16 protein-coding genes are annotated in these 20,701 nt (G+C 64.0%); 7 read left to right on the top strand and 9 right to left on the bottom strand.

Going from position 1 to position 20,701, the window contains the following annotated elements; translation table 11 throughout:
• Positions 1 to 17 precede the first annotated feature (17 nt).
• The 8 genes from bglA to K1177_RS00660 form a co-directional block, all read right to left on the bottom strand.
• Complete coding sequence (gene bglA / locus K1177_RS00695) at positions 18 to 1,688, bottom strand: beta-galactosidase BglA (RefSeq protein ID WP_224701269.1); 1,671 nt, start codon at positions 1,686 to 1,688, stop codon at positions 18 to 20.
• A 67-nt stretch (positions 1,689 to 1,755) separates the two neighbouring features.
• The gene (locus K1177_RS00690) at positions 1,756 to 3,069 is read right to left on the bottom strand and encodes a GH1 family beta-glucosidase (protein WP_224701267.1); all 1,314 of its coding nucleotides are present in this window, start codon (positions 3,067 to 3,069) and stop codon (positions 1,756 to 1,758) included.
• Positions 3,070 to 3,165: 96 nt separating this feature from the next.
• Positions 3,166 to 3,420, bottom strand: a complete 255-nt coding sequence (locus tag K1177_RS00685; protein WP_224701265.1) for a hypothetical protein — start codon at positions 3,418 to 3,420, stop codon at positions 3,166 to 3,168.
• Positions 3,421 to 3,509: 89 nt separating this feature from the next.
• Positions 3,510 to 4,580: an Mrp/NBP35 family ATP-binding protein gene (locus K1177_RS00680; RefSeq protein ID WP_224701263.1), complete on the bottom strand. Its 1,071-nt coding sequence runs from the start codon at positions 4,578 to 4,580 to the stop codon at positions 3,510 to 3,512.
• Between the two features lie 116 nt (positions 4,581 to 4,696).
• Complete coding sequence (gene fsa / locus K1177_RS00675; RefSeq protein WP_224701260.1) at positions 4,697 to 5,350, bottom strand: fructose-6-phosphate aldolase; 654 nt, start codon at positions 5,348 to 5,350, stop codon at positions 4,697 to 4,699.
• An 84-nt stretch (positions 5,351 to 5,434) separates the two neighbouring features.
• Complete coding sequence (locus K1177_RS00670) at positions 5,435 to 6,619, bottom strand: amino acid aminotransferase (protein ID WP_224701258.1); 1,185 nt, start codon at positions 6,617 to 6,619, stop codon at positions 5,435 to 5,437.
• Positions 6,620 to 6,712: 93 nt separating this feature from the next.
• Positions 6,713 to 7,642 carry an electron transfer flavoprotein subunit alpha/FixB family protein gene (locus K1177_RS00665; RefSeq protein WP_224701256.1) on the bottom strand — a complete coding sequence of 310 codons (930 nt, stop codon included), beginning with the start codon at positions 7,640 to 7,642 and terminating at the stop codon, positions 6,713 to 6,715.
• On the bottom strand, positions 7,642 to 8,400 hold the full coding sequence (locus tag K1177_RS00660) for an electron transfer flavoprotein subunit beta/FixA family protein (RefSeq protein ID WP_224701254.1): 759 nt from the start codon (positions 8,398 to 8,400) through the stop codon (positions 7,642 to 7,644). The genes K1177_RS00665 and K1177_RS00660 overlap by 1 nt, the downstream gene beginning before the upstream one ends.
• Positions 8,401 to 8,917: 517 nt before the next feature.
• On the opposite strand from K1177_RS00660, the gene K1177_RS00655 reads away from it, so the two are divergent.
• Complete coding sequence (locus tag K1177_RS00655) at positions 8,918 to 11,860, top strand: autotransporter outer membrane beta-barrel domain-containing protein (protein ID WP_224701251.1); 2,943 nt, start codon at positions 8,918 to 8,920, stop codon at positions 11,858 to 11,860.
• A gap of 95 nt (positions 11,861 to 11,955) precedes the next feature.
• Here the strand turns inward: K1177_RS00655 and K1177_RS00650 are convergent, their stop codons facing one another.
• Positions 11,956 to 12,960, bottom strand: a complete 1,005-nt coding sequence (locus K1177_RS00650; protein ID WP_224701249.1) for a LacI family DNA-binding transcriptional regulator — start codon at positions 12,958 to 12,960, stop codon at positions 11,956 to 11,958.
• A 202-nt stretch (positions 12,961 to 13,162) separates the two neighbouring features.
• Between K1177_RS00650 and K1177_RS00645 the strand changes: the two genes are divergently transcribed.
• The 6 genes from K1177_RS00645 (at position 13,163) to K1177_RS00620 (ending at position 20,663) form a co-directional block, all read left to right on the top strand.
• On the top strand, positions 13,163 to 14,440 hold the full coding sequence (locus K1177_RS00645; protein ID WP_224701247.1) for an ABC transporter substrate-binding protein: 1,278 nt from the start codon (positions 13,163 to 13,165) through the stop codon (positions 14,438 to 14,440).
• A gap of 76 nt (positions 14,441 to 14,516) precedes the next feature.
• On the top strand, positions 14,517 to 15,401 hold the full coding sequence (locus K1177_RS00640; RefSeq protein ID WP_224701245.1) for a carbohydrate ABC transporter permease: 885 nt from the start codon (positions 14,517 to 14,519) through the stop codon (positions 15,399 to 15,401).
• A gap of 3 nt (positions 15,402 to 15,404) precedes the next feature.
• Complete coding sequence (locus K1177_RS00635; protein WP_224701243.1) at positions 15,405 to 16,226, top strand: carbohydrate ABC transporter permease; 822 nt, start codon at positions 15,405 to 15,407, stop codon at positions 16,224 to 16,226.
• Positions 16,227 to 16,234: 8 nt separating this feature from the next.
• Positions 16,235 to 17,356: an ABC transporter ATP-binding protein gene (locus K1177_RS00630; RefSeq protein WP_224701241.1), complete on the top strand. Its 1,122-nt coding sequence runs from the start codon at positions 16,235 to 16,237 to the stop codon at positions 17,354 to 17,356.
• A 19-nt stretch (positions 17,357 to 17,375) separates the two neighbouring features.
• The gene (locus K1177_RS00625; RefSeq protein ID WP_224701239.1) at positions 17,376 to 19,376 is read left to right on the top strand and encodes a beta-galactosidase trimerization domain-containing protein; all 2,001 of its coding nucleotides are present in this window, start codon (positions 17,376 to 17,378) and stop codon (positions 19,374 to 19,376) included.
• A 117-nt stretch (positions 19,377 to 19,493) separates the two neighbouring features.
• Positions 19,494 to 20,663 carry a M20 aminoacylase family protein gene (locus K1177_RS00620; protein WP_224701236.1) on the top strand — a complete coding sequence of 390 codons (1,170 nt, stop codon included), beginning with the start codon at positions 19,494 to 19,496 and terminating at the stop codon, positions 20,661 to 20,663.
• The last annotated feature ends 38 nt before the right edge of the window (positions 20,664 to 20,701 follow it).

Raw genomic sequence — 20,701 nt, 5'->3', positions numbered from 1 at the left:
GCAAGGCCGCTCGCGCTCTAGATACGGGCCAGATAGGCGGCGAAGGGCTCGAGCGCGAGTTTGTCACCAACCGGGGCGGCCGTGACGCCGGGGCAGCCGATGTCGGTTGGCACGAGCCCGGCCGGCAGGACATAGCTGGCCTCTGAATCGCCCATGTTGAACACGCAGAGCAGGCGCTCGTCGCCATGCTGACGGATGAAGGCGAGCACATTGCCCACTGTGTCGAGCAGTTCGATACTGCCCTTGGCCAGGGCCGGATGTGCCCGCCGGAAGGCCAGCATGGACCGATAGAACTCAAGCGGCGAGCCTTCGACCTTGTCCTGCAGGTCCACGGCGTGGCTCAGGTGCTCCGCCGGGATCGGCAGCCATGTCCGATTGGCAATCGAGAAGCCACCATTGGCGGCATGGGACTGCCAGACCATGGGCGTGCGGCAACCGTCGCGGCCCTTGAACTCGGGCCAGAACTCGATGCCATAGGGATCGACCAGATCGGCAAAGGACAGCTCGGCTTCCTTGAGGCCGAGTTCTTCGCCCTGATAGAGGCACACCGAGCCGCGCATGGAGAGGATCAGGGTGGCGGCCAGGCGCGTGAAGGCGGCCTCCTGACCATGGGCCGCCCAGCGGCTGACATGACGTACGACGTCGTGGTTGGAGAAGGCCAGGCAAATCCAGCCATCAGGGGCCTGCTGTTCGGTGGCGGCGATGGCTGCGTGGAAATGGGCAGCCGAGAACTCGCCGCCCAGGTAGTCAAAAGTGTAGGCCATATGCAGCATGTCCTCACCGGAGGTGTACTGCGCCATCAGTTCAAGCTGGTGCTGGCTGTCGCCGATCTCGCCCACGGTGGTGCGGCCGGGATATTCGTCCAGCAGTGCGCGCAGGCGCTTGAGGAACGCCAGGTTCTCAGGGCGCGACTTGTCGTAGATGTGCTCCTGGAAATTGTAGGGATTGACCGCCGGCGCGGTGGAGGCGTTGAAGTCCTCTGCCTTGACGACGGGATTGTTCTCCAGCCCCAGCGAACAGAAATAGAAGTTCACGGTGTCCAGGCGAAAGCCATCAACGCCACGCTCCAGCCAGAAGCGCATCTCGCCCAGAAGGGCGTCCTGCACATCCGGATTGTGGAAGTTGAGATCGGGCTGGGAGACCAGGAAATTGTGCAGATAATACTGCATGCGCCGACTGTCCCAATGCCAGGCGGAGCCGCCGAAGATGGAGAGCCAGTTGTTGGGCGGGGTGCCATCGGGCTTGGCATCGGCCCAGACATACCAGTCTGCCTTGGCATTGGTGCGCGAGACGCGGCTTTCGGCGAACCAGGCATGCTTGTCGGAGGAATGGGAAATCACCTGATCGATGATGACCTTGAGCCCCAGCGAGTGCGCCTTCTGCACCAGTCGGTCGAAATCCTCGAGCGTACCGAACGAGGGATCGATGTCGCGATAGTTGGAGACGTCGTATCCGAAGTCCTTCATGGGCGAGGTGAAGACCGGCGACAGCCAGATGGCGTCCACGCCCAGATCGGCGACATAGTCGAGCCGGCTGGTAATGCCCACCAGATCGCCAACGCCGTCGCCATCCTGATCCTGGAAGGAGCGCGGGTAGATCTGATAGATCACCGCCCCGCGCCACCAGTCCGCATCGATGGCGGCGTTATCGATCTTCTTCTGCTCGGTCATGAGCGGGTTGGCGGTCATTGTCGGCTCCGGTGCAGCGGTGGTCTTCCACACCTAGCACCTCGCGCCCCTGCCCTGAAAGAGCGGCTCACCGGCTATTGTGCAGCAACCCCTGGAATGCCCGATAGCTCGCCTTGGGCGTGCGGACCTGTGTCTTGTAGTCGACATGAACCAGACCGAAGCGCTTCTCATAGCCTTCGGCCCATTCATAATTGTCCAGCAGCGACCAGGCAAAATAGCCGCGCACGTCGGCGCCCTGCTCGCGCGCGGTCAGCACGGCCTTGAGATGCTCGTCGTAATATTTGACGCGGCGCGGATCGTCTTCACCTTCAACCTCGGCCATGCCGTTCTCGGTCACGTAGAGGGGAATCTTGGTGTATTCGTTGGACACCCGCACCAGCAGGTCGCTCAAGCCCTTGGGGTAGATTTCCCAGCCGATGTCTGTCTTTTCCAGCGGACCGGGAACCTGTTCGATGGGATTGCCGGGCGTGTTGGAGGCCTTGTAGAGGCTGCGTGTGTAGTAGTTGATACCGAGCCAGTCGAGCGGGCGGGAGACGACATCCATGTCGGCCTGATAGCCGGCGGGCATGTGCTCACCGAGGAAGTCCAGCACCACCTGGGGATATTGCCCCTTGAGGACGCCGCCTAGGTACCAGCGGTTGAAGAGGGCATCGCCCAGGTCCAGAGCCGCGAGGTCTTCAGCACTATCGCTGGCCGCTTCGGATTTTTCCAGATTGAGCACGATACCCAGGTTCTTGGCTCCGTTTGCGCGCAGGGCATCAATGGCTGTGCCATGTGCAAACAGGACGTGGTGCATGGCGCGGGCAGCAGCGCGCAGGTCGCGATAGCCGGGTGCGTGGATGCCGAGATAGTGGCTGAGGAAGGCAACGCACCAGGGCTCATTGATTGTGGCGATGGCTTCGAGCCGATCCCCAAACTTGTTGGCAATCAACACGGCATAGTCGGCGAACCAGCTGGCGATATCGCGGTTCATCCAGCCGCCCTTGTCCTGCAGGGCCGACGGCAGATCCCAATGATAAAGGGTCGCATAGGGCTTGATGCCGCGCTCGAGCATGCCATCGACGAGGCGATCATAGTAGTCGACGCCAGCAGCGTTGACGGCGCCGGTCCCCTCGGGAATCAGCCGCGGCCAGGCGAAGGAAAATCGATAGGCGTCAAAACCGGCGTCGCGGATCAGATCGAGATCGGCAGGCCAGAGTTCATAGTGATTGCAGGCGTTGCGCCCGGTGTCGCCGTTGCGAACATTGCCTGGGGTGGCCGAGAAACTGTCCCAGATGGAAGGCCCGCGTCCGTCCATCTGCCCGCCCTCGATCTGATAGGCGGCCGTCGCGGCACCGAAAGTGAAGCGCGGGCCGAATTGCTGGCGGTCAAAGGAGAACATGGCGATCCTTGCAGGTCTGTCGCGGCGATAGGCAGACTAGCCGATAGCGCAGCGGAAAGGCTTATGCAATCGATTGCGGAAGGGAATGGCCGCCGATCAGGCGAGCTTCATCATCGCGTCGGCCTTGGCCGCGATCTCTTCGGCCTTGGCCTTGTTGGCCGCGTTGACGCGCGTCGAGACTAGCTGTGAGGTGAGCTGAATGCCATTGGAGACGGTCTGGTTGATGTTGTTGGACATCGCAGAGCGCACCGATTCCGAGCGCGCCATGGCTTTTTCGGCTGCTTCCTTGCGCGCGGCCGAACGCGCTTCGGCCAGCGCTGCCGCGTCGGCACGGCGGGCCCGCTGGTTCATAATAGCGTCGTACGCGCTCACTCGCTGAATGATAGCCATGGCTCAAGTCTGAAGCCGGCCCGCTAACAAATGATTAACGCGCTGGCACGTCAGACGGCGACCTGAGCCAGAATGCGGCGTGCTATGGCGCGATAGGCCTGAGATTCCGGGCCATCGGGCGCAGCGACCAGCGGTGGAACGCCGCTGTCAGAACCCTCGCGGATGGACATGACCAGCGGCACGGCGCCCAGGAATGGCATGCCCAGTTCGCCGGCAGCGCGCTCGGCGCCGCCAGAGCCAAAGATGTCGTAGCGATTGCCGGTGTCGGGCGCGATGAAATAGCTCATGTTCTCGACCAGGCCGAGCAGCAGCACGTCAAAGCGCTTGATCATGTCGATGGCCTTCTTGGCATCGATCAGGGCCAGATCCTGCGGCGTGGAGACGATGACCACGCCGTCGACGGTGGCCTGCTGGAACAGAGAAATCTGGATATCGCCGGTGCCGGGGGGCAAATCGACCACCAGGGCGTCGAGCTCACCCCAGTCCGTCTCGCGCAGCAATTGGCGGAGCGCCGAGGTGGCCATCGGCCCGCGCCAGACAACCGCCTGGTCCTTGACCAGCATGGAGCCGATCGACATGGCCTTGAGGCCAAAGGCGGCATGGGGCGTGAAGATGCCATCGTCGCGGATGGCCGGTTGGCCTTCGAGCCCCAGCAGCTTGGGGATGGAGGGCCCATAGAGATCGGCATCGAGTACGCCCACGCGCAAGCCTTCGGCCTGCAGCGCCAGGGCGATGTTGACGGCGGTGGTGGATTTGCCAACGCCGCCCTTGCCGGAGCCGACAGCAATGATCCGGCGGACGCCGGGAACGGCGGTCTTGCCCGGCGGGACCGGCTTGCCATGCGAGAAGGTCGGGCCAGCCTTTGGTGGGGCCTTGCCGCCCGTGAGCGAGACCATGACCTTGCGGGTGCCGGCAACGGCCTGGGCTGCGTGCTGAGCGGCTTCCCGCGCCGGGCCGAAGGCGGCCTCCATGCCGGGAGCCACGGCGATGGCAAAGGCCACGGCCGAGGGGGTGACGATAATATCGGAGAGGCCGGCATAGCCAGCAAGGTCGCCGCCACCGGGGATTTCCACGGCAGCGAGGGCAGATTTGATGGCGGCGGCAAGATCGGTGTCAGCCATGAGGGCCTCTCAAAGCAAAAGACCTCACCCTGAGCGTAGCGAAGGGCGAGGTCTCGGTAGCATGGCCTTGTGATCCGCCGTGCGCACCACCAGGTCGGTTATTGGCTTGCGACGCCCTAGAGGATGGACTGGCCGGTGGCCTTCCAATCCTTGAGGAAGCCGTCGATGCCGGCGTTGGTCAACGGGTGGTTGGCCAGCTTGCGGATCACGTCGGGCGGAATGGTGGCCACATCGGAGCCGGCCAGCGCAACCTGGGTCACGTGGTTGGGCGAGCGGATGGAGGCCGCCAGGATCTGGGTGTCAAAGGCGTAGTTGTCGTAGATCTGGCGGATGTTCTCGATCAGCTCGACGCCGTCGAGGTTGATGTCATCCAGACGGCCCAGGAAGGGCGAGATATAGGTCGCGCCGACCTTGGCAGCCAGCAGGGCCTGGTTGGCCGAGAAGCACAGGGTGACGTTGGTCTTGATGCCCTTGTCGAAGAAGTACTTGGTGGCCTTGAGGCCATTGAGCGTCAGGGGCAGCTTGATGACCACGTTCTCGGCGATCTTGGCGAGGTGCTCGCCTTCGGCAACCATGCCTTCATATTCCAGGCTCGCCACTTCGGCCGAAACCGGGCCGGGAACCAGGGCGCAGATCTCGGCGATGACTTCCTTGAAGTCACGGCCCGACTTGGCGATCAGGCTGGGATTGGTGGTGACGCCATCGAGGAGACCGGTCGCATAGAGCTCCTTGATGTCCTTGATTTCCGCAGTGTCGACGAAGAACTTCATGGTTCCCTCCTAAATGTCTTCAGACTTGCCCATGGGCAAAAGGTGTAGCACGGCAAAGACTTGCCGCAAGGCCAATTGCTGGGGCTATTTCATGGCCGACAGGAATGCGTCAGCGAGATCATCGACCCGATCTTCGGGGATGCCTGCGACGTTGATGCGACTGTCGCCGATCATATAGACCCCATTGTTGGCCTTAAGATGTTCGACCACGCTGTTGGGCAGGCCCAGCAGCGAGAACATGCCGCGATGATCGGCAATAAAGTCGAAATCGGCCGAATTGCTCTTGGTGCGGATAGCAGCGCTGAGCTTTTCGCGCAGGCGGATCATGCGGGCGCGCATCAGGTTGAGCTCGGCCTCCCACTCGGCGCGCAGCTCAGCATCCTCAAGAATGGTGCGGATGATCTCGGCACCATGATCGGGCGGCTGGCTATAGGCGCCGCGGATGATATTGAGCAGCTGGGACTGCGCCACATCAGCCTGGGCAGCGTCGCGAGCCACCAGAATGGCGGCGCCGACGCGTTCGCGATAGAGGCCGAAGTTCTTGGAGCCCGAGAAGGCAATCAACGCCTCTGGAACCGAGGAAATGACCTTGCGGGTGCCATAGGCGTCTTCGAGCAGGCCGTCGCCAAAGCCGAGATAGGCCAGGTCGATGAAGGGCAAGGCGCCGGTGCGCGCCAGGCTGGCAGCAACCTTGTCCCACTGGGCATTGGTAAGGTTCGCGCCGGTGGGGTTGTGGCAGCAGCCATGCAGCAGCACGACATCGCCCGGGCCCATCTTGTCGAGGGCAGCCAGCATCTGTTCGAATTTGACGCCGCGGGTGGCGGTGTCGAAATAGGGATAGGTCTTGACCACAAGGCCGGAGTTTTCGGCGATGGGATTGTGGTTCGGCCAGGTCGGATCGGACACCCAGACGGTGGCGCCGGGCTTGGCACGGTTGACCAGTTGCATCAGCACCCAGAGCGAGCCGGTGCCGCCGGGCGCCTGGGCAATGCGGACGCGGCTGCGGTCAACGCTGTCGGCCAGGGCCAGATCGAGCACGGCAGCGCCGTAGCCCTTGTTGCCGGCAATGCCGAGGTAAGTCTTTGTCTTACCTTCGGAAAGGATCTTTTGCTCGGCCTTTTTGACCGAGGACATGATGGGGGTGACGCCCTGCTCGTCTTTGTAGACGCCGACGCCAAGGTCGATCTTGGTGGGGCGCGGGTCGGCCGCGTATTCGCCCATGAGCGCCAGGATCTTGTCGCCGGGGGCCTTGGAGAGGGTCTCAAACATGGCAGGAGTCGTTCCGGTGGGAATGCGGGGCCTTTATAGGCGCCGGCAGGGATTTTGCAATCGCAGACAGGCGTTGGTTTTTGGTCGAATGGCTCAGCGCTTGACGCCGAGCCTTTCCAGTTCGGCGGTCAATTTCGGTACAATGTCAAACAGATCGCCGATAAGGGCGACGTCAGCGAGCTTGACCAGCGGGGCTTCGGGATCGGTGTTGATGGCGATGATCTTCTTGGCGCCCTGAATGCCGGCCAGGTGCTGCAGGGCGCCGGAAATGCCAATGGCGATATAGAGATCGGGGGCGATGATCTTGCCGGTCTGGCCGACCTGCCAGTCATTGGGGGCAAAGCCTGCATCGACGGCAGCGCGGGTTGCGCCGATGGCTGCGCCGAGTTTTTTGGCAAGTTTTTCAACCAGTTGGAAGTTCTCGGCCGAGCCAAGCGCGACGCCGCCGCCGACGACGACCTGTGCCGTCGCCAGGTCTGGCGTGTCACTGGGCGTGCGATGGGTGGCGATCAGTCGGACTGCAGATTGCATTGACAGATCAAGGCGTTCGACGGGCGCGGCATTGCCTGTCGCCGCGGCGCGGAAGGCCGAGGCACGGATGGTCAGCACATGGATGGGCTGATCATCACGCACGGTTTCCAGGGCGTTGCCGGCGTAAATCGGCCGCACGAAGCGGTTGGGCGCCAGGATCTGGATGATGTCGGTGACGGGCATGACATCGAGCCGGGCTGCTACACGCGGCATGCGATCTCGACCGACACTTCCCGCCGATTGGACAACAAAGTGATAGCCTGACGACAGCGCAACAATAGCATCGCTGTCCGCATCGACGGCAACCGGGCCCTTGGCCACGAGAACGCGGGCGGTGCCGACCAGATTGGCGGCTTCGGCAGCCGCCGCATCGGCATCGTCGCCCAGCACGAGCACGTCAACCGGACCCAGGCCGGCGACGGCGGACAGCACGCGGGCCGTGGCGGGCGCGAGGGCACCCTGATCGACATCGGCAATCAGCAGAACGCTCATCACAAGGCCTCCATGGTGGAGAGATCGGTGGCGATGATGCCCGCCAGTTCGGTGACCGAGGCGACGGTCTTTCCGGCCACGCGCTCGGGCGGCGGCGATATGGTTTCGATGACGAGGCGCGGCGCCACATCGACGCCGAACTCGGCGACGGGGCGCACGGCCAGCGGCTTGGAGCGCGCCTTCATCACCTGCGGCAGGGCGGCATTGCGCGGCGTGTTGAGGCGCAGGTCGGCGGTGACGATGGCCGGGAGCGGCAGGGCCAGGGTCTCGCGACCGGAATCGATCTCGCGGGTGACCTCAAGCCCCTGCCCGACCACCTTGATCTCGGAGGCAAAGGTGGCCTGGGGGCGATTGGTGAGGGCCGCCAGCATCTGGCCGACATGATTGCTGTCGTCGTCGACCGCCTGCTTGCCCAAGAGCACCAGATCGGGCGTTTCCTCATCGACAACCTTGGCCAGGAGCTTGGCAATGGCGAGGGTTTCGAGCGCAGCGTCGGTCTCGATGAGCAGGCCACGATGGGCGCCCATGGCCAGCGCAGTCAGGATCACATCATTGGCGGCCTTGGGGCCGATGGAGACCACGACGATCTCGTCGCCATGCCCGGCTTCGGAGAGCTGCACGGCAGCCTCGACGGCATGCTTGCAGAAGGGGTTCATCGACATGCGCACGCCGGTGGTTTCCACGCCAGAGCCATCGGGCCGCACGCGGATGCGGACGTTGTGATCGACGACGCGCTTGATGGCGACCAGGATTTTCATGGGCTGCTCCGCAAGGTTGGCGGTGTCATGTCAAATTGCGCGCAACGGGACAAGGCGCAGGCGGGGAAATTTGGGCTAGGGCGCGGGGGATTGTTGGAAAACACTGCCGGATGTCGCCGTGCCCCTGACAACCTGAACAGGGCGCGCATGGCCGGGAAAGCCGCGTAGCCAAGCGGTCGGCGGCGACTGTCTCCTGCCTGGCGCCGCATTTGCGCCCCGGAAGTTTAACGACTGATGCGCCTCAATTTTCGGTGGATGTCTGTCCTTTTGTCATAGTGGTGCAGCCAGGGACAGCGGATAGTGCCACCCATGGCGCGCTGCCACCGATTCCAGGGCAGCTGAACACGATGACTGGGCCAGTATTTCATCCAGATCGTGCGCCAATTGCGAGGGGCAGGCGCAATTTTCCGCCCAAGCATTTGTGAAGGCAAGGGTTTTGACAATCTCAGTTCAGGTTTTCCGCCCCGCTCCCGGCGAGAGTTTCGATCTTGCACCAGTGATGAACACCGTAGGTCGCGTGAGCGGCTCTGCAGGCCTCTTGCTGGCGACAGCGCTGTCGCCGCTGTTGGGTATGCTGCTATTGGCCAGCCCCGCAGAGGCAGCCTGTTCGGTAACCGGCAATGCCAGTGTCGTCAGCTGCACCGGCACCGCCATCACCATCACGCCGGTGGACGGCACGGTCTCGGCAACGGTCGACTCGGTGACATCAGGCGAACTGAACTTCAACCCTGCCACCGGCACCACCGCCACGCTGGACGCCACGCTCAACATCATCGGCACCACGACCATTCATCGCACCGACTATCCGGCGGTGGCTGTGTTCAGCAACCGGGCCAATACCAATCTGTCTGTGATGGTGGGCAAGGATGTGAACCTGACTTCTGATCGCGACATGGGTGCGATCTGGCTGCGTAATGAAACCTCGGGCCGGGTCTATGCCAACTCGGCCGGTACGGTGCGGGCCAATGGCGCAGGCCAGGACGGCATTACCCTGACCTCCAACAATGGCGATGCCACGCTGATCAACAGCGGCTCAGTGCGGTCGGTTCAGGCGCGCGGGCTCTATGCTGACGGCACTGGCGTGGGCGGCACGGTGAGCATCGACAATTCCGGCGATGTGATCGCGGCCCTGGCGGCAGCACGGGCCATCAGCTACAACGGGCTGGCCAAAATCACCAACAACGGCACCGTGGAAAGCCAGACCCGGCAGGGCCTGGTCGCCTGGTCCAGCAATGGCAAGGCCTCGGTCACCAATAGCGGCACGGTCACGGCCAAGGACGATATCGCCCTTGTCGCCTGGTCGACCCAGGACGACGCGTCGGCGACCAATAGCGGGCGATTGATTTCGCAGAACGACCTGACTCACACCGATACCGGTGCCGGCCACCATGGCATCCATGCCCAGGCCGACACATCGGGCAATGTGGTGGTCACCAACCAGAAGGGCGGCTCGATCGAGGCCAACCAGATCGGCATTCTGGCAGAAACGCCATCGGGCAAGGTCACGGTGACGCAGGACGGCAGCATCACTGCCGCCGGCAATGGTGTCAAACTGGCCGGCACCACCAATGTCCTGGAGAACACCGGGACAATCATCTCCACGTCGGCCACCGAGGCGGCCGTGGTGACCGGGGATGGTGACACGACCATTCGCAATTCTGGCACCATCAGCAACAACAGCGGCGGCAAGGCAATCCAGTTCGGCAATGGCACCAATCGCCTGGTGCTGAACGCGGAGACCTACAAGATCGACGGCGTGGTGCAGGCCGGCACAGGCAGCAACACGCTGGTGCTCGAGACCGGCAGTTCGGCTTCCGTCTCGCTGCTCTCGGTGGGGACGACCGGCCAGTTCCGCGACTTCGACAGCATCGAGAAGACCGGGGCGGGCGTGCTGACCTTCTCGGGCGACGGCGGCGGCTTCACCGGTACAACGCTGGTCTCAAGCGGCCAATTGGTCGTCAACGGCAACAATGGCAGTTCCGCGGTGACCATCGCCAGCGGCGCGCGCCTTTCGGGCTCGGGCACGGTTGGGCCCACCACCGTGCAGAACGGGGCAACGGTCGCGCCAGGGAACAGCCCTGGAACGCTCAATGTGGCGGGCAATTTCGTGCAGGCGGCGGGTTCGACCTATCAGGCCGAAGTGGTGCCGGGCAGTGCGACGTCGGACCTGATCGCGGCAACCGGCACGGCGACTATCGGCGCCGGTGCCGTGCTGAACGTATCCAAATATGGCAGCGGGGCCATCGCACCTGATGCCAGCTACACCGTGCTGACGGCGGCAGGCGGCATCACAGGAACCTATACGCTGACCGGCGATACCGCGATCTCGGCCTTCTACACCTTGGCGGCGGACTACAGCGTCAATGCGCTCAAGCTCAAGGGCGTGCAGACGGCCAGTTTCGCCTCGGTCGCCCAGACGCAAAACCAGCTTGCAACCGCCAATGCGGTGACGGCGCTGGCGGCGGGCAATAGCTTGCGCATCGGCATTGCGGCCTCGGCGACGGCCGCCGAGGCGCGCGCCAATTTCGATCAGCTCTCGGGCGAAGCCTATGCCTCGGCCCAGACCGGCCTGATCGAAGACAGCCGCTTTGTGCGGGGCGCGACGAGCGGGCGGATCGCCCTGTCGAGCGGCAGTACGGAGACCGCGGTCTGGATGCAGGGCTATGGCGCCGTGGGCACATCGGCCGGCAATGGCAATGCCGCCAGCATGACACGGACCGGCGGCGGCTTCCTGCTTGGCGCTGACGGGGAAGTGGTCGACAATTTCCGCCTCGGCTTTGTCGGCGGCTATGGGCATTCGACAATGGCGGTGGACGATGGCCGCGGCAGTGTCAATGCCGACACCTATAGCGTCGGCGTCTATGGCGGCGGGCAGTGGGATGCGGTTGGCTTCAGCTTTGGCGTCAACCATGGCTGGAACGAGTTGTCGAGCAAGCGCACGGTGAGCCTGAGCGGGGTGAGCAACGCACTGTCGGCCAAATATGGTGCGGGTACGACCCAGGCCTATGGTGAGCTGAACTATTCCATGGATTTGGGCGATGTGGCATTCGAGCCCTTCGCCGGCCTCGCCTATGTCAACGTCAACACGGCCGGCTTCAGCGAAACGGGCGGCGTTGCGGCCCTGTCGGGCAGTGGTTCGGTGGTGGATGCAACCTTCACCACGCTGGGCCTGCGCGCCAGCACGAGCTTTGACCTCAATGGCACGGCCATCACCGCCAAGGCCATGGCGGGCTGGCGGCACACCCTGGCCGGCGCCACGCCGTCCAGCAGCAATACCCTCGTCGGCAGCGGCGCCTTCACCGTGTCCGGCGCGCCGGTGGCGCAGGACCTCGCCGTGGTCGAGGCCGGCTTCAGCGCCGCAATCACTGCGGCGACGGCGCTGAGCGTCAATTACAGCGGACAGTTCGGCGCCGGAGCGGCGAACCAGGGCCTGAGCGCAAGCCTGAGCGTCAAGTTCTGACGCGACAGCGCTACTGCGCTGTGCCGGGACGACATCACATGAGGCGCCCTGCTCCGGCAGCGGCGCCTCTTGTCATTGCAACTGGCCGCAGCGCGCTAGCTGGACGGCGGCTGGCAGGACGAGCCCAGGATCAGCTTGGGCACGGCGATATGCTGGCGGGGTGGACCACCGCGGCCGATGATGCGTTCGAGCAGCCAAGCGGCGGCAATGTCGGCCAATTCGTCGACCGGCTGGGCCACTGTGGTGATGCGCGGCTGGATGACGCCGCCCCAGGGCACTTCGTCGACGCCGCAGAGCGAGACATCGCGCGGGCAGTTGAAGCCGAGATCGTTGATGGCCTGCAGGGCCCCGATGGCCATCATATTGCTGGCAGCCAGGATCGCCGTGGGGCGCCGCGTCATGGTCATCACCCGCATGGTCTGCGCATAGGCCTGATCGGCGCTGTAGTCGGCCGTGATCTCCATGGTTTCGGCTTCCGGCACGCCAGTGGCGGCGAGGCCATCGCGAAAGCCCTGGCGGCGGAGGACCGAGTTGGAGAGATCGAGCCGCCCGCCCAGATAGCAGATGCGCCGATGGCCCATGCGCGCCAGATATTCGGTGAGCATGCGGGTGGCCAGGGTATTGTCGGAGCCGACATAGTCGAGGCGCACATCATCGACATTCTGATCGACCAGCACGGCGGGCATGTCCAGCGTGCGCAGGCGGCGCTGGAGGGCAGCATTGTTGCGCAGCGGCGCCATCAGCACGCCGGCGGGGCGATAGCGGCGGAGCTGATCGAGGGCGCGGATCTCGCGCTCCTTGTCGATGCCGGTCATGGAGACGATCAGCATGTGATCGACGGCGGAGACGGCGGCATCCACCCGATCGAGCATGCGGCCGAAGAAGGGATTGTAGACATCGCCCAGCAGGATGCCGATGAGCCGGCTGCGACCGCGCTTGGCGCCGTGTTCGACCGGACCGGTGTGATAGTTGAGATCGCGCGCGGCGGCCTCGACCCGGGCGCGCGTCTCCGCGCCCACCGGGCCGCTATTTGTGAGGCACAGGGACACGGTGGAAACCGAGACTCCGGCCAGTCGGGCGACATCGCGCATTGTTGCCATTGAAACAGCCTCGGGTTCGATGAATTTTCGAAGAAGTTCGAGCGCTGTTCGACTATTGTCAATGGGGTTTTCGGTCCTATAGTCGCCACAGGACCCGAGATTACCGAACATGTTCGGCAGAGGGCTCCGCACTGGTTCGGCCGCTGTCGGCCGCACCTTCACGTCGATCGCGAAAGGTTGCCCAATGCTCATGATGCCTCGCATGCGCGCGCTTGTTGCCGCCGCTACGCTGGCGACTCTCGCCGGCGGTTCCGCCCTGGCGCAGGACGCTGTCACCATCAAGATGTGGACCCTGGACAATACCGGCTATCCGGAATTCATCGCCCAGGCCGCCGAAGAGTTCAAAAAGACCCACCCCAACGTCACCATCGAACACCAGACCTTCCCCGGCGACCCCTACAAGACCGGGCTGCAGGTGGCGCTGGTGGGCAGCGACGGGCCGGATGTGTTCTTCAACTGGTCTGGCGACGATGCCAAGCGGCTGGCCAAGGACGGGCTGGCGCTGGACCTGACCAGCTATGCCGATGCACCGGGCGCCTTTGGCACCACGGTGGGCGAAGGCTATCTCGACGCCTTCCGCTATGACGGCAAGCTCTATGGCGTGCCGGCCGACGCGGTGAGCAAATATGTGTTCTACAACACCGCCTATTTCGCCGAGCACAAGCTGGAAGTCCCCAAGACGCTGGCCGAGCTGGGCACGCTGTGCAAGGCCATCCGCACGATCGACCCCAACACCGTGCCGATGCCGCTGGGCAACAAGACGCGGTGGAAGGCCATCCACTGGATGACCATGCTCAATGAGCGCGAACTGGGCGTGGACGGTACCGCTGCCGACTATGATCTGTCGCGTCCCGCCGACGAGCTCTACACCGACGCCGGCTATGCCAAGGCCTTCCAGGACCTGCTGGACCTGCAGGACGCCGGCTGCTTTGAAGAAGCCCCGAACGCCACCGACTACACCGTCGCTGACACCATGTTCTCCAGCCAGGCCTCGCCGATGGAATTCTGCGGCAGCTGGTGCATCTCTGGCTTTGAGACGGCAGGCTTCACCGACGTCGGCTTCTTCCGCCTGCCGGTGGTTGATGGCGGCCGCGGCGATGCCGGCGCCAACTTCCTGGTGCCCGAAGGCTTCCAGGTGTCGGCCAAGACGGCGCATCCGCAGGAAGCCGTCGATTGGCTGAGCTTCCTGGTGTCGGACGACCAGGCTGCCAAGTTCGTCGAATACACCAAGTTCATGCCCTCCAACCCGGCCAAGATCGACACGGTCGAAGGCGTGAGCCCGCTGTTCAAGGAACTGGCTGCCGATGTCGGCACTTTCACCCAGGGCGTCAATGTGCTCGACGTGCTGCTCGATGCGGCCGTGTCGGAAGCCTATCTCAACGCCACCGTGGAAGTGCTCAACCGCACCATGACGCCTGACCAGGCCGTCGAAGCCATCCGCAAGGTGGCGCTCGAAGCCCAGGCCAAGGCCGCCAGCTAAGCGAACCACTCTCCCTGGGGGGCGGCGGCCGGCTGGTCGTCGCCCCCTCCCTTCTGGCCAGCCACAGGTCTGCCGCGTGTCACAATCCCCCTCCCGTATGCTCGATCGCTGGATGTCCGCCGGCATGCTCGCGCCGGCCTTGCTGCTGGTCGGCGTGCTGGTGCTGATCCCCTCCGTATTGGCCGTGGTCGGCTCGTTCTATGAATTCGGCATCACCTCGCAGAACTGGGTGTTCGTGGGTCTGAGCAATTATGCCCGCGCCATGGCTGACCCGGTGTTCTGGACGGCGCTGAAGAACAACATCTTCCTGATCATCGGCTCGATCATCACCCAGGTGGGCCTGGGCACGCTGTTTGCGGCGCTGCTCGATCGCGGGGTGCGCCGGGGCAATACGTTTTACCGCACCATCATCTTCATGCCGGTGATCATCTCCTCGATCGCGGTGGCCTTTGTCTGGATCCTGATTTTTGATCCCAATGTCGGCCCGCTGAACGCCGTGATCAAAGGCATTGGCCTGACGCCGCCCCGGCTGGGCTGGCTGGGCGACCCCAATATCTCGCTTTACATGCTGCTGGTGATCGCGGCCTGGCAGAACGTCGGCTTCCAGATGGTGCTGGTGCTGGCCGGGCTGCAGGCCATTCCCAAGGAACTCTATGAGGCCGCCGCGCTGGACGGGGCCAAGGGCTGGCGTGCCTTTGTGCACATCACTCTGCCGGGCATTCGCAATGTGCTGATGGTGGGCACGCTGATCTGCATCATCGGGGGCCTCAAGGTGTTCGACCTGGTGTTCGTGACCACCGGCGGCGGGCCGGCCAATGCCACCCAGGTGATCGGCAGCTACACGTATCTGCAGGCCTTTACGCTGGGCAACATGGGCTATGCCGACGCCCTTTCGGTCATTCTTCTGGTGGTGGCGCTCGGCTTCGGCTGGCTGCAGCTCACCTTGTCGCGCAGGGGCTGAGCCATGAACGGACGTACACGGCTTGTCGCCATCGGCATGCACCTGATCCTGACGGTGTGGACCATCTTCGTGCTGGCGCCCATCGGGCTGATGCTGATCTCGGCCTTCAAGAGCCAGGCCGAAATCTTCACCAAGCCGCTGAGCCTGCCGGGGAGCCTCAACCTCTCCGCCTTCCAGCGCGCCTGGAACATCGGCATCGGCAGCTTCATGCTCAATTCGCTGCTGGTGACTGTGCTGTCGGTGGCGGTGATCATCACCACGTCGGGCCTGGCCGCCTATGTGCTGGCGCGCTCGGAAGCCAAGGTGATGAAGTGGCTCTATATCCTGATCATCGCCAGCTTCGCCATTCCGGTGCAGAGCGTGCTGGTGCCGCTCTACCAGATGGTTTCGGGCGGCCACATGCTCAATTCCCAGCTGGGCATTGTGCTGCCCTATGCGGCCTTCGGCATCCCGTTCACCACCGTGCTGTTCTACGCCTTCTTCCTCGAATTCCCGCGTGAGCTGGAAGAGGCAGCGCGGCTGGATGGCTGCAGCCGGTTGCAGATCTTTTTTCGCATCGTGGTGCCGCTGTCCGGCCCGGTGGTGGCGAGCGCGGCGATCTTCCAGGCGGTGTTCAACTGGAACGAGTTCCTTCTGGCGCTGATGATGCTGACCGAGAAATCGGTGCGCACGCTGCCGGTGGGCATCTATGGCCTGACCACCCAATACAGCTCGGACTGGCCGGCGATCATGGCGGCGCTGACCATAGCCACCCTGCCCCTGCTCATCCTCTTCATCCTGGCGCAGCGCCACTTCGTGCGCAGTCTCGCCGGCCTCGGCAAATAGGAGGCATCATGCCCAGTCTCGAAATCGACAATGTCAAGAAAAGCTACGACAATTTCCAGGCCCTGAAAGGCGTGAGCTTCCGCGCCGAGCCGGGCGAATTCGTGGTGATGGTGGGCCCTTCGGGCTGCGGCAAGTCCACGCTGCTGCGCTCGATTGCCGGGCTCGAGACCATCAGCTCGGGCGCCATCCGCATCGATGGCCGCGACATTGCCCATGACGATCCGTCCCAGCGCGGCGTGGCCATGGTGTTCCAGAACTATGCGCTCTATCCGCATATGACAGTGGCGCAGAACATGGGCTTCGCCCTCAAGATGGCCGGGCGCCCGAAGGCCGAGATCGATGCGGCGGTGCAGCGTGCCGCGCAAATCCTGCGCATCACCGAGCATCTGGAGAAAAAGCCCAAGGCCCTGTCGGGCGGGCAGAAGCAGCGCGTCGCCATTGGCCGCGCCATCACGCGCTCGCCCGATGTGTTCCTGTTCGACGAGCCGCTGTCGAACCTGGATGCCGCGTTGCGCTCGCAGATGCGCATCGAGCTGGGGCGTCTGCATGCCGAGCTCAAGGCCACCATGGTCTATGTGACGCATGACCAGACCGAGGCCATGACCATGGCCTCGCGTATCGTCGTGCTCAATGCCGGGCAGATCGAACAGACCGGCACGCCGCTCGAGCTCTACAACCGGCCGACCAACCGCTTTGTCGCCGGGTTCCTGGGCACGCCGCGCATGAATTTCTTCGCCGGCCGCGTGGTGCGCCAGGATGGCAGCGCGATTTCGGTGCAATTGCCGGGCGTGGACCTCAATCTTGACCTGACGCTGGAGGGCGAAGGGCCGGGCGTGGGCGGCGAGATCGTGCTGGGCGCCCGCCCCGAGGCGCTCGATGGCGCCGGCGGCATCGAGATCAAGGGCACCACCGCCGTGGTGGAGAACCTGGGCCGCGAGGCCCTGGTCTATGTCGACACCGGCGCGTTGCGCACCTTCGATTCCGAATCCCAGGAAGGCTATGTCGCGGTGCACCGGCCCTATCAGGTGGAGGCCCGCTTCGGCGCGCACACCAGCATCAGGCTGGATGCCAGCCGGCTTTATGCCTTCGGCCCCGACGGCCGCAGCATCGCCTTCCCCCGTTCGCTCTAGTTACCGAGTTACCCCGGCCATGCGCTTCCGCCAGATTCACCTGGATTTCCACACCTCGCCCCTGATCGAGGGCATTGGCACGGCCTTTGACCCCAAGGCCTTTGCCGGCGCCTTCCGCGATGCGGCAGTGGATTCGGTGACGGTGTTTTCCAAATGCCACCACGGGCATTCCTATCACCCCACCGAGATCGGGCGGATGCATCCCGGCCTGGGCTTTGACCTGCTGCGCGGGCAGATCGATGCGCTGCATGGCGCCGACATCAAGACGCCGGTGTATCTGTCGGCCGCCTGGGACGAATATGCCGCCGATACGCATCCGGAGTGGCGGCTGGTGTCGCCGCCGGGTGAGACGCTGGTGCGCTCGCGCGACAACAATCCGACGGGCTGGGCCTTTCTCGACTTTTCCTCGCCCTATCTCGACTATCTGGGCCGACAGATCGATGAGGTGATGACCAATTATGGCGATGCCGATGGCATTTTCATCGACATCTGCTTCCAGATGCAGTCGGTGTCGATCCATGCGCGACGCGCCATGGACCGGGCCGGACTGGACTGGGAGAACGAGACCGACCGTGAACGGTTCGTGCGCGACAGCGTGCGCAATTTCTACGAGACCGTGACCGCCACCGTACGCCGGCACGATGCCAAGATGCCGTTGTTCTTCAACTCGGGGCATGTGGTGCGCGGTCCGGCGGCGCGGCACCAGGCTTACAATACCCATCTCGAGCTGGAATCGCTGCCGACGGCGGGCTGGGGCTATGACCATTTCCCGGTCAGCGCGCGCTATGTCGATCCCCTGGGCATTCCCTTCATCGGCATGACGGGCAAGTTCCATTTCACCTGGGGTGAAATCGGCGGCTACAAGCGCCCCGAAGCCCTGGTCTATGAATGCGGGGCGATGCTGGCGCATGGGGCGGGATGCTCGATCGGCGACCATCTGCATCCCACCGGCCGGATCGACCCGGCGACGATGTCAATCATCAGCCCGGCCTATCAGTGGGTGGCCGAGCGCGAGCCCTGGGCGCGCGGCAGCCAGAACCGGGCGCAGATTGGCCTGCTGTCGCTGGAAGCAGTGGAGAGCACACAGGAATCGGGCGCGCCGGCGCGGCATTCGAGCGTGGACGATGGCGCGGTGCGCGTGCTGCTGGAAGCCGGCTATTGCTTTGACGTGCTCGACACGGAAAGCGATTTCAGCCGCTATCAATTGCTGATCCTGCCCGATGCCGTGCCGGTCGCCGAAGCGCTGAAGCAAAAGATCGAGGCCTATGTGGCCAAGGGCGGCCGCGTGCTGCTGACCGGGCGTTCGGGTATCGACGCCGAGACCGGCTTTGTGTTCGATCTTGGGGCCGAGTGGCAGGGCACCTCGCCCATGGTCGGCGGCGACTACGCGCGGCCCATTGCAGCGCTGCAGGCGGACGGCATCGGCGAGCCGATGTTCATGTATGTGCCCAGCGAACGCATCCACGTCACCGACGGCGAAAGCCTGGGCGATGTGCATGAGCCCTATTTCGACCGCACGCCCAAGCATTTCTCCGGCCATATCCACTCGCCGGTGCGGCCGGAGGCCTCGGGCTATGCCAGCGGCGTGCACAAGGGCAATTACGTCTATTGCAGCCACCCGGTGTTCTCGGCCTATCACCAGGTGGGCGCCGTGCGCATGCTGGAAATGGCGGAAAAGCTGATCGGTTTCGCGCTGGGTCAGACAAAGCTGGTCGAGACCTCGCTGCCGCGCGCCGGACGGGTGACGGTGCGCCACCAGGCCGACGAGCAGCGCGATATCGTGCATCTGCTGTTCGCCACCCCCGCCATGCGTGGCAATCTGTGGGACGCCAATATCCAGCCGATCCAGGACCTGATCGAACTCAAGGACATCAAGGTGCGGCTGCAGGTGCCGACACAACCCAAGTCAGTGACGCTAGTGCCATCCGGCACGACAGTTGACTTCGTCGCCCGCGACGGCAGCGTCGATTTTGTGGTGCCGAGCCTGTTGGGGCACCAGATGGTGGCGGTGAACTACTAGGATGCTCGGCCGGACTGGCCGGGCCGCATGGCATTGGCGGGTGGGATAGGCTAGTGTTGACCGCATCGATTGGGTCAGCGACACTGACCCAGAATTGACTGCTTCGGACTTCACCCCATGCCCGTAATCAACCGCATCGCCGAATTTGCCGACGAAATCGCCGCCTGGCGGCAGGACTTTCACGCGCATCCGGAGATTCTGTACGCGGTTGAACGGACAGCGGGAATCGTGGCGGAGCGGCTCACCCAATTCGGCTGCGACAGCGTGGTGACGGGCATCGGGCGGACCGGCGTCGTCGGCATCATCGAGGGGCGCAGCAACAGCAGCGGACGCACCATCGGCCTGCGCGCCGACATGGATGCCCTGCCGATGACGGAAAAAACCGGCAAGGCCTATGCCTCGTCCGTCGACGGCAAGATGCATGCCTGTGGCCATGACGGGCACACCGCCATGCTGCTGGGCGCGGCCAAGTATCTGTGCGAGACGCGCAATTTTGACGGGCGCATTGCCGTGATCTTCCAGCCCGCCGAAGAGGGCGGCGCCGGCGGGCGCGCCATGCTGGAAGACGGGCTGGTGGAGCGCTTCGGCATCGACGAGTTCTATGGCCTGCACAACTGGCCCGGCATGCCGGTGGGGCATTTCGGCATCCGCGCCGGCGGCATCATGGCGGCGACCGACCGGTTCTATATCGACATCGAAGGCCGCGGCGGCCATGCCGCCCGGCCGCAGACGACGATCGACCCCATCATCGTGGCCGCGAACATGATCGTGGGGCTGCAGTCCATCGTGTCGCGCAACGTCGACCCGCTGGCCAATGCCGTTCTGTCGGTGACGATGGTGGAAGCCGGCGAGGCCGACAATGTGATCTCGCGCACCGCCAAGATCACCGGCACCGTTCGCACGCTGGATCTGGAGGTTCAGGACCAGATCGAGCAGCGCCTAGCCGATTTCGTACCGCAGTTTGCCCGCAGCTTTGGTGCTGAAGCCAGCGTGCGCTATGCGCGCGGCTATCCGGTGACGGTGAATTCGGCGGCGCAGGCCGAGTTTGCGGCCGAAGTCGCGAGCGACGTGGTGGGGGCCGAGCGGGTGGACGCCGAGGTGCAGCCATCGATGGGCGGGGAAGACTTCTCGTTCATGCTGGAAGCGCGGCCCGGGGCCTATATTTTCCTGGGCAATGGCGACAGCTCGGAACTGCACACCGACACCTATGATTTCAACGATGCCGTGATCCCGGTGGGGACCAGCTATTGGGTGCGCCTGGCAGAGCGAGCACTGCCCGTGGCCTGACCACGGGTAGGCTCGCCGGGTCTTTCCGCGTCGGCTGC

Source organism: Devosia aquimaris, from assembly GCF_020169335.1.
GTDB classification, from domain to species: domain Bacteria; phylum Pseudomonadota; class Alphaproteobacteria; order Rhizobiales; family Devosiaceae; genus Devosia; species Devosia aquimaris.
This window is presented reverse-complemented; position numbering and strand designations above follow the sequence as displayed.

What these genes read in the sequence shown, in the direction of transcription:
- K1177_RS00625 (WP_224701239.1), top strand. Translation starts at nt 17,376, where the DNA reads ATGCGCTTCCGCCAGATTCACCTGGATTTCCACACCTCGCCCCTGATC.
- K1177_RS00630 (WP_224701241.1), top strand. Translation starts at nt 16,235, where the DNA reads ATGCCCAGTCTCGAAATCGACAATGTCAAGAAAAGCTACGACAATTTC.
- K1177_RS00645 (WP_224701247.1), top strand. Translation starts at nt 13,163, where the DNA reads ATGCGCGCGCTTGTTGCCGCCGCTACGCTGGCGACTCTCGCCGGCGGT.
- bglA (WP_224701269.1), bottom strand. Translation starts at nt 1,688, where the DNA reads ATGACCGCCAACCCGCTCATGACCGAGCAGAAGAAGATCGATAACGCC.
- K1177_RS00660 (WP_224701254.1), bottom strand. Translation starts at nt 8,400, where the DNA reads ATGAAAATCCTGGTCGCCATCAAGCGCGTCGTCGATCACAACGTCCGC.
- K1177_RS00650 (WP_224701249.1), bottom strand. Translation starts at nt 12,960, where the DNA reads ATGGCAACAATGCGCGATGTCGCCCGACTGGCCGGAGTCTCGGTTTCC.
- K1177_RS00690 (WP_224701267.1), bottom strand. Translation starts at nt 3,069, where the DNA reads ATGTTCTCCTTTGACCGCCAGCAATTCGGCCCGCGCTTCACTTTCGGT.
- K1177_RS00665 (WP_224701256.1), bottom strand. Translation starts at nt 7,642, where the DNA reads ATGAGCGTTCTGCTGATTGCCGATGTCGATCAGGGTGCCCTCGCGCCC.
- K1177_RS00685 (WP_224701265.1), bottom strand. Translation starts at nt 3,420, where the DNA reads ATGAACCAGCGGGCCCGCCGTGCCGACGCGGCAGCGCTGGCCGAAGCG.
- K1177_RS00620 (WP_224701236.1), top strand. Translation starts at nt 19,494, where the DNA reads ATGCCCGTAATCAACCGCATCGCCGAATTTGCCGACGAAATCGCCGCC.
- fsa (WP_224701260.1), bottom strand. Translation starts at nt 5,350, where the DNA reads ATGAAGTTCTTCGTCGACACTGCGGAAATCAAGGACATCAAGGAGCTC.
- K1177_RS00635 (WP_224701243.1), top strand. Translation starts at nt 15,405, where the DNA reads ATGAACGGACGTACACGGCTTGTCGCCATCGGCATGCACCTGATCCTG.
- K1177_RS00670 (WP_224701258.1), bottom strand. Translation starts at nt 6,619, where the DNA reads ATGTTTGAGACCCTCTCCAAGGCCCCCGGCGACAAGATCCTGGCGCTC.
- K1177_RS00680 (WP_224701263.1), bottom strand. Translation starts at nt 4,580, where the DNA reads ATGGCTGACACCGATCTTGCCGCCGCCATCAAATCTGCCCTCGCTGCC.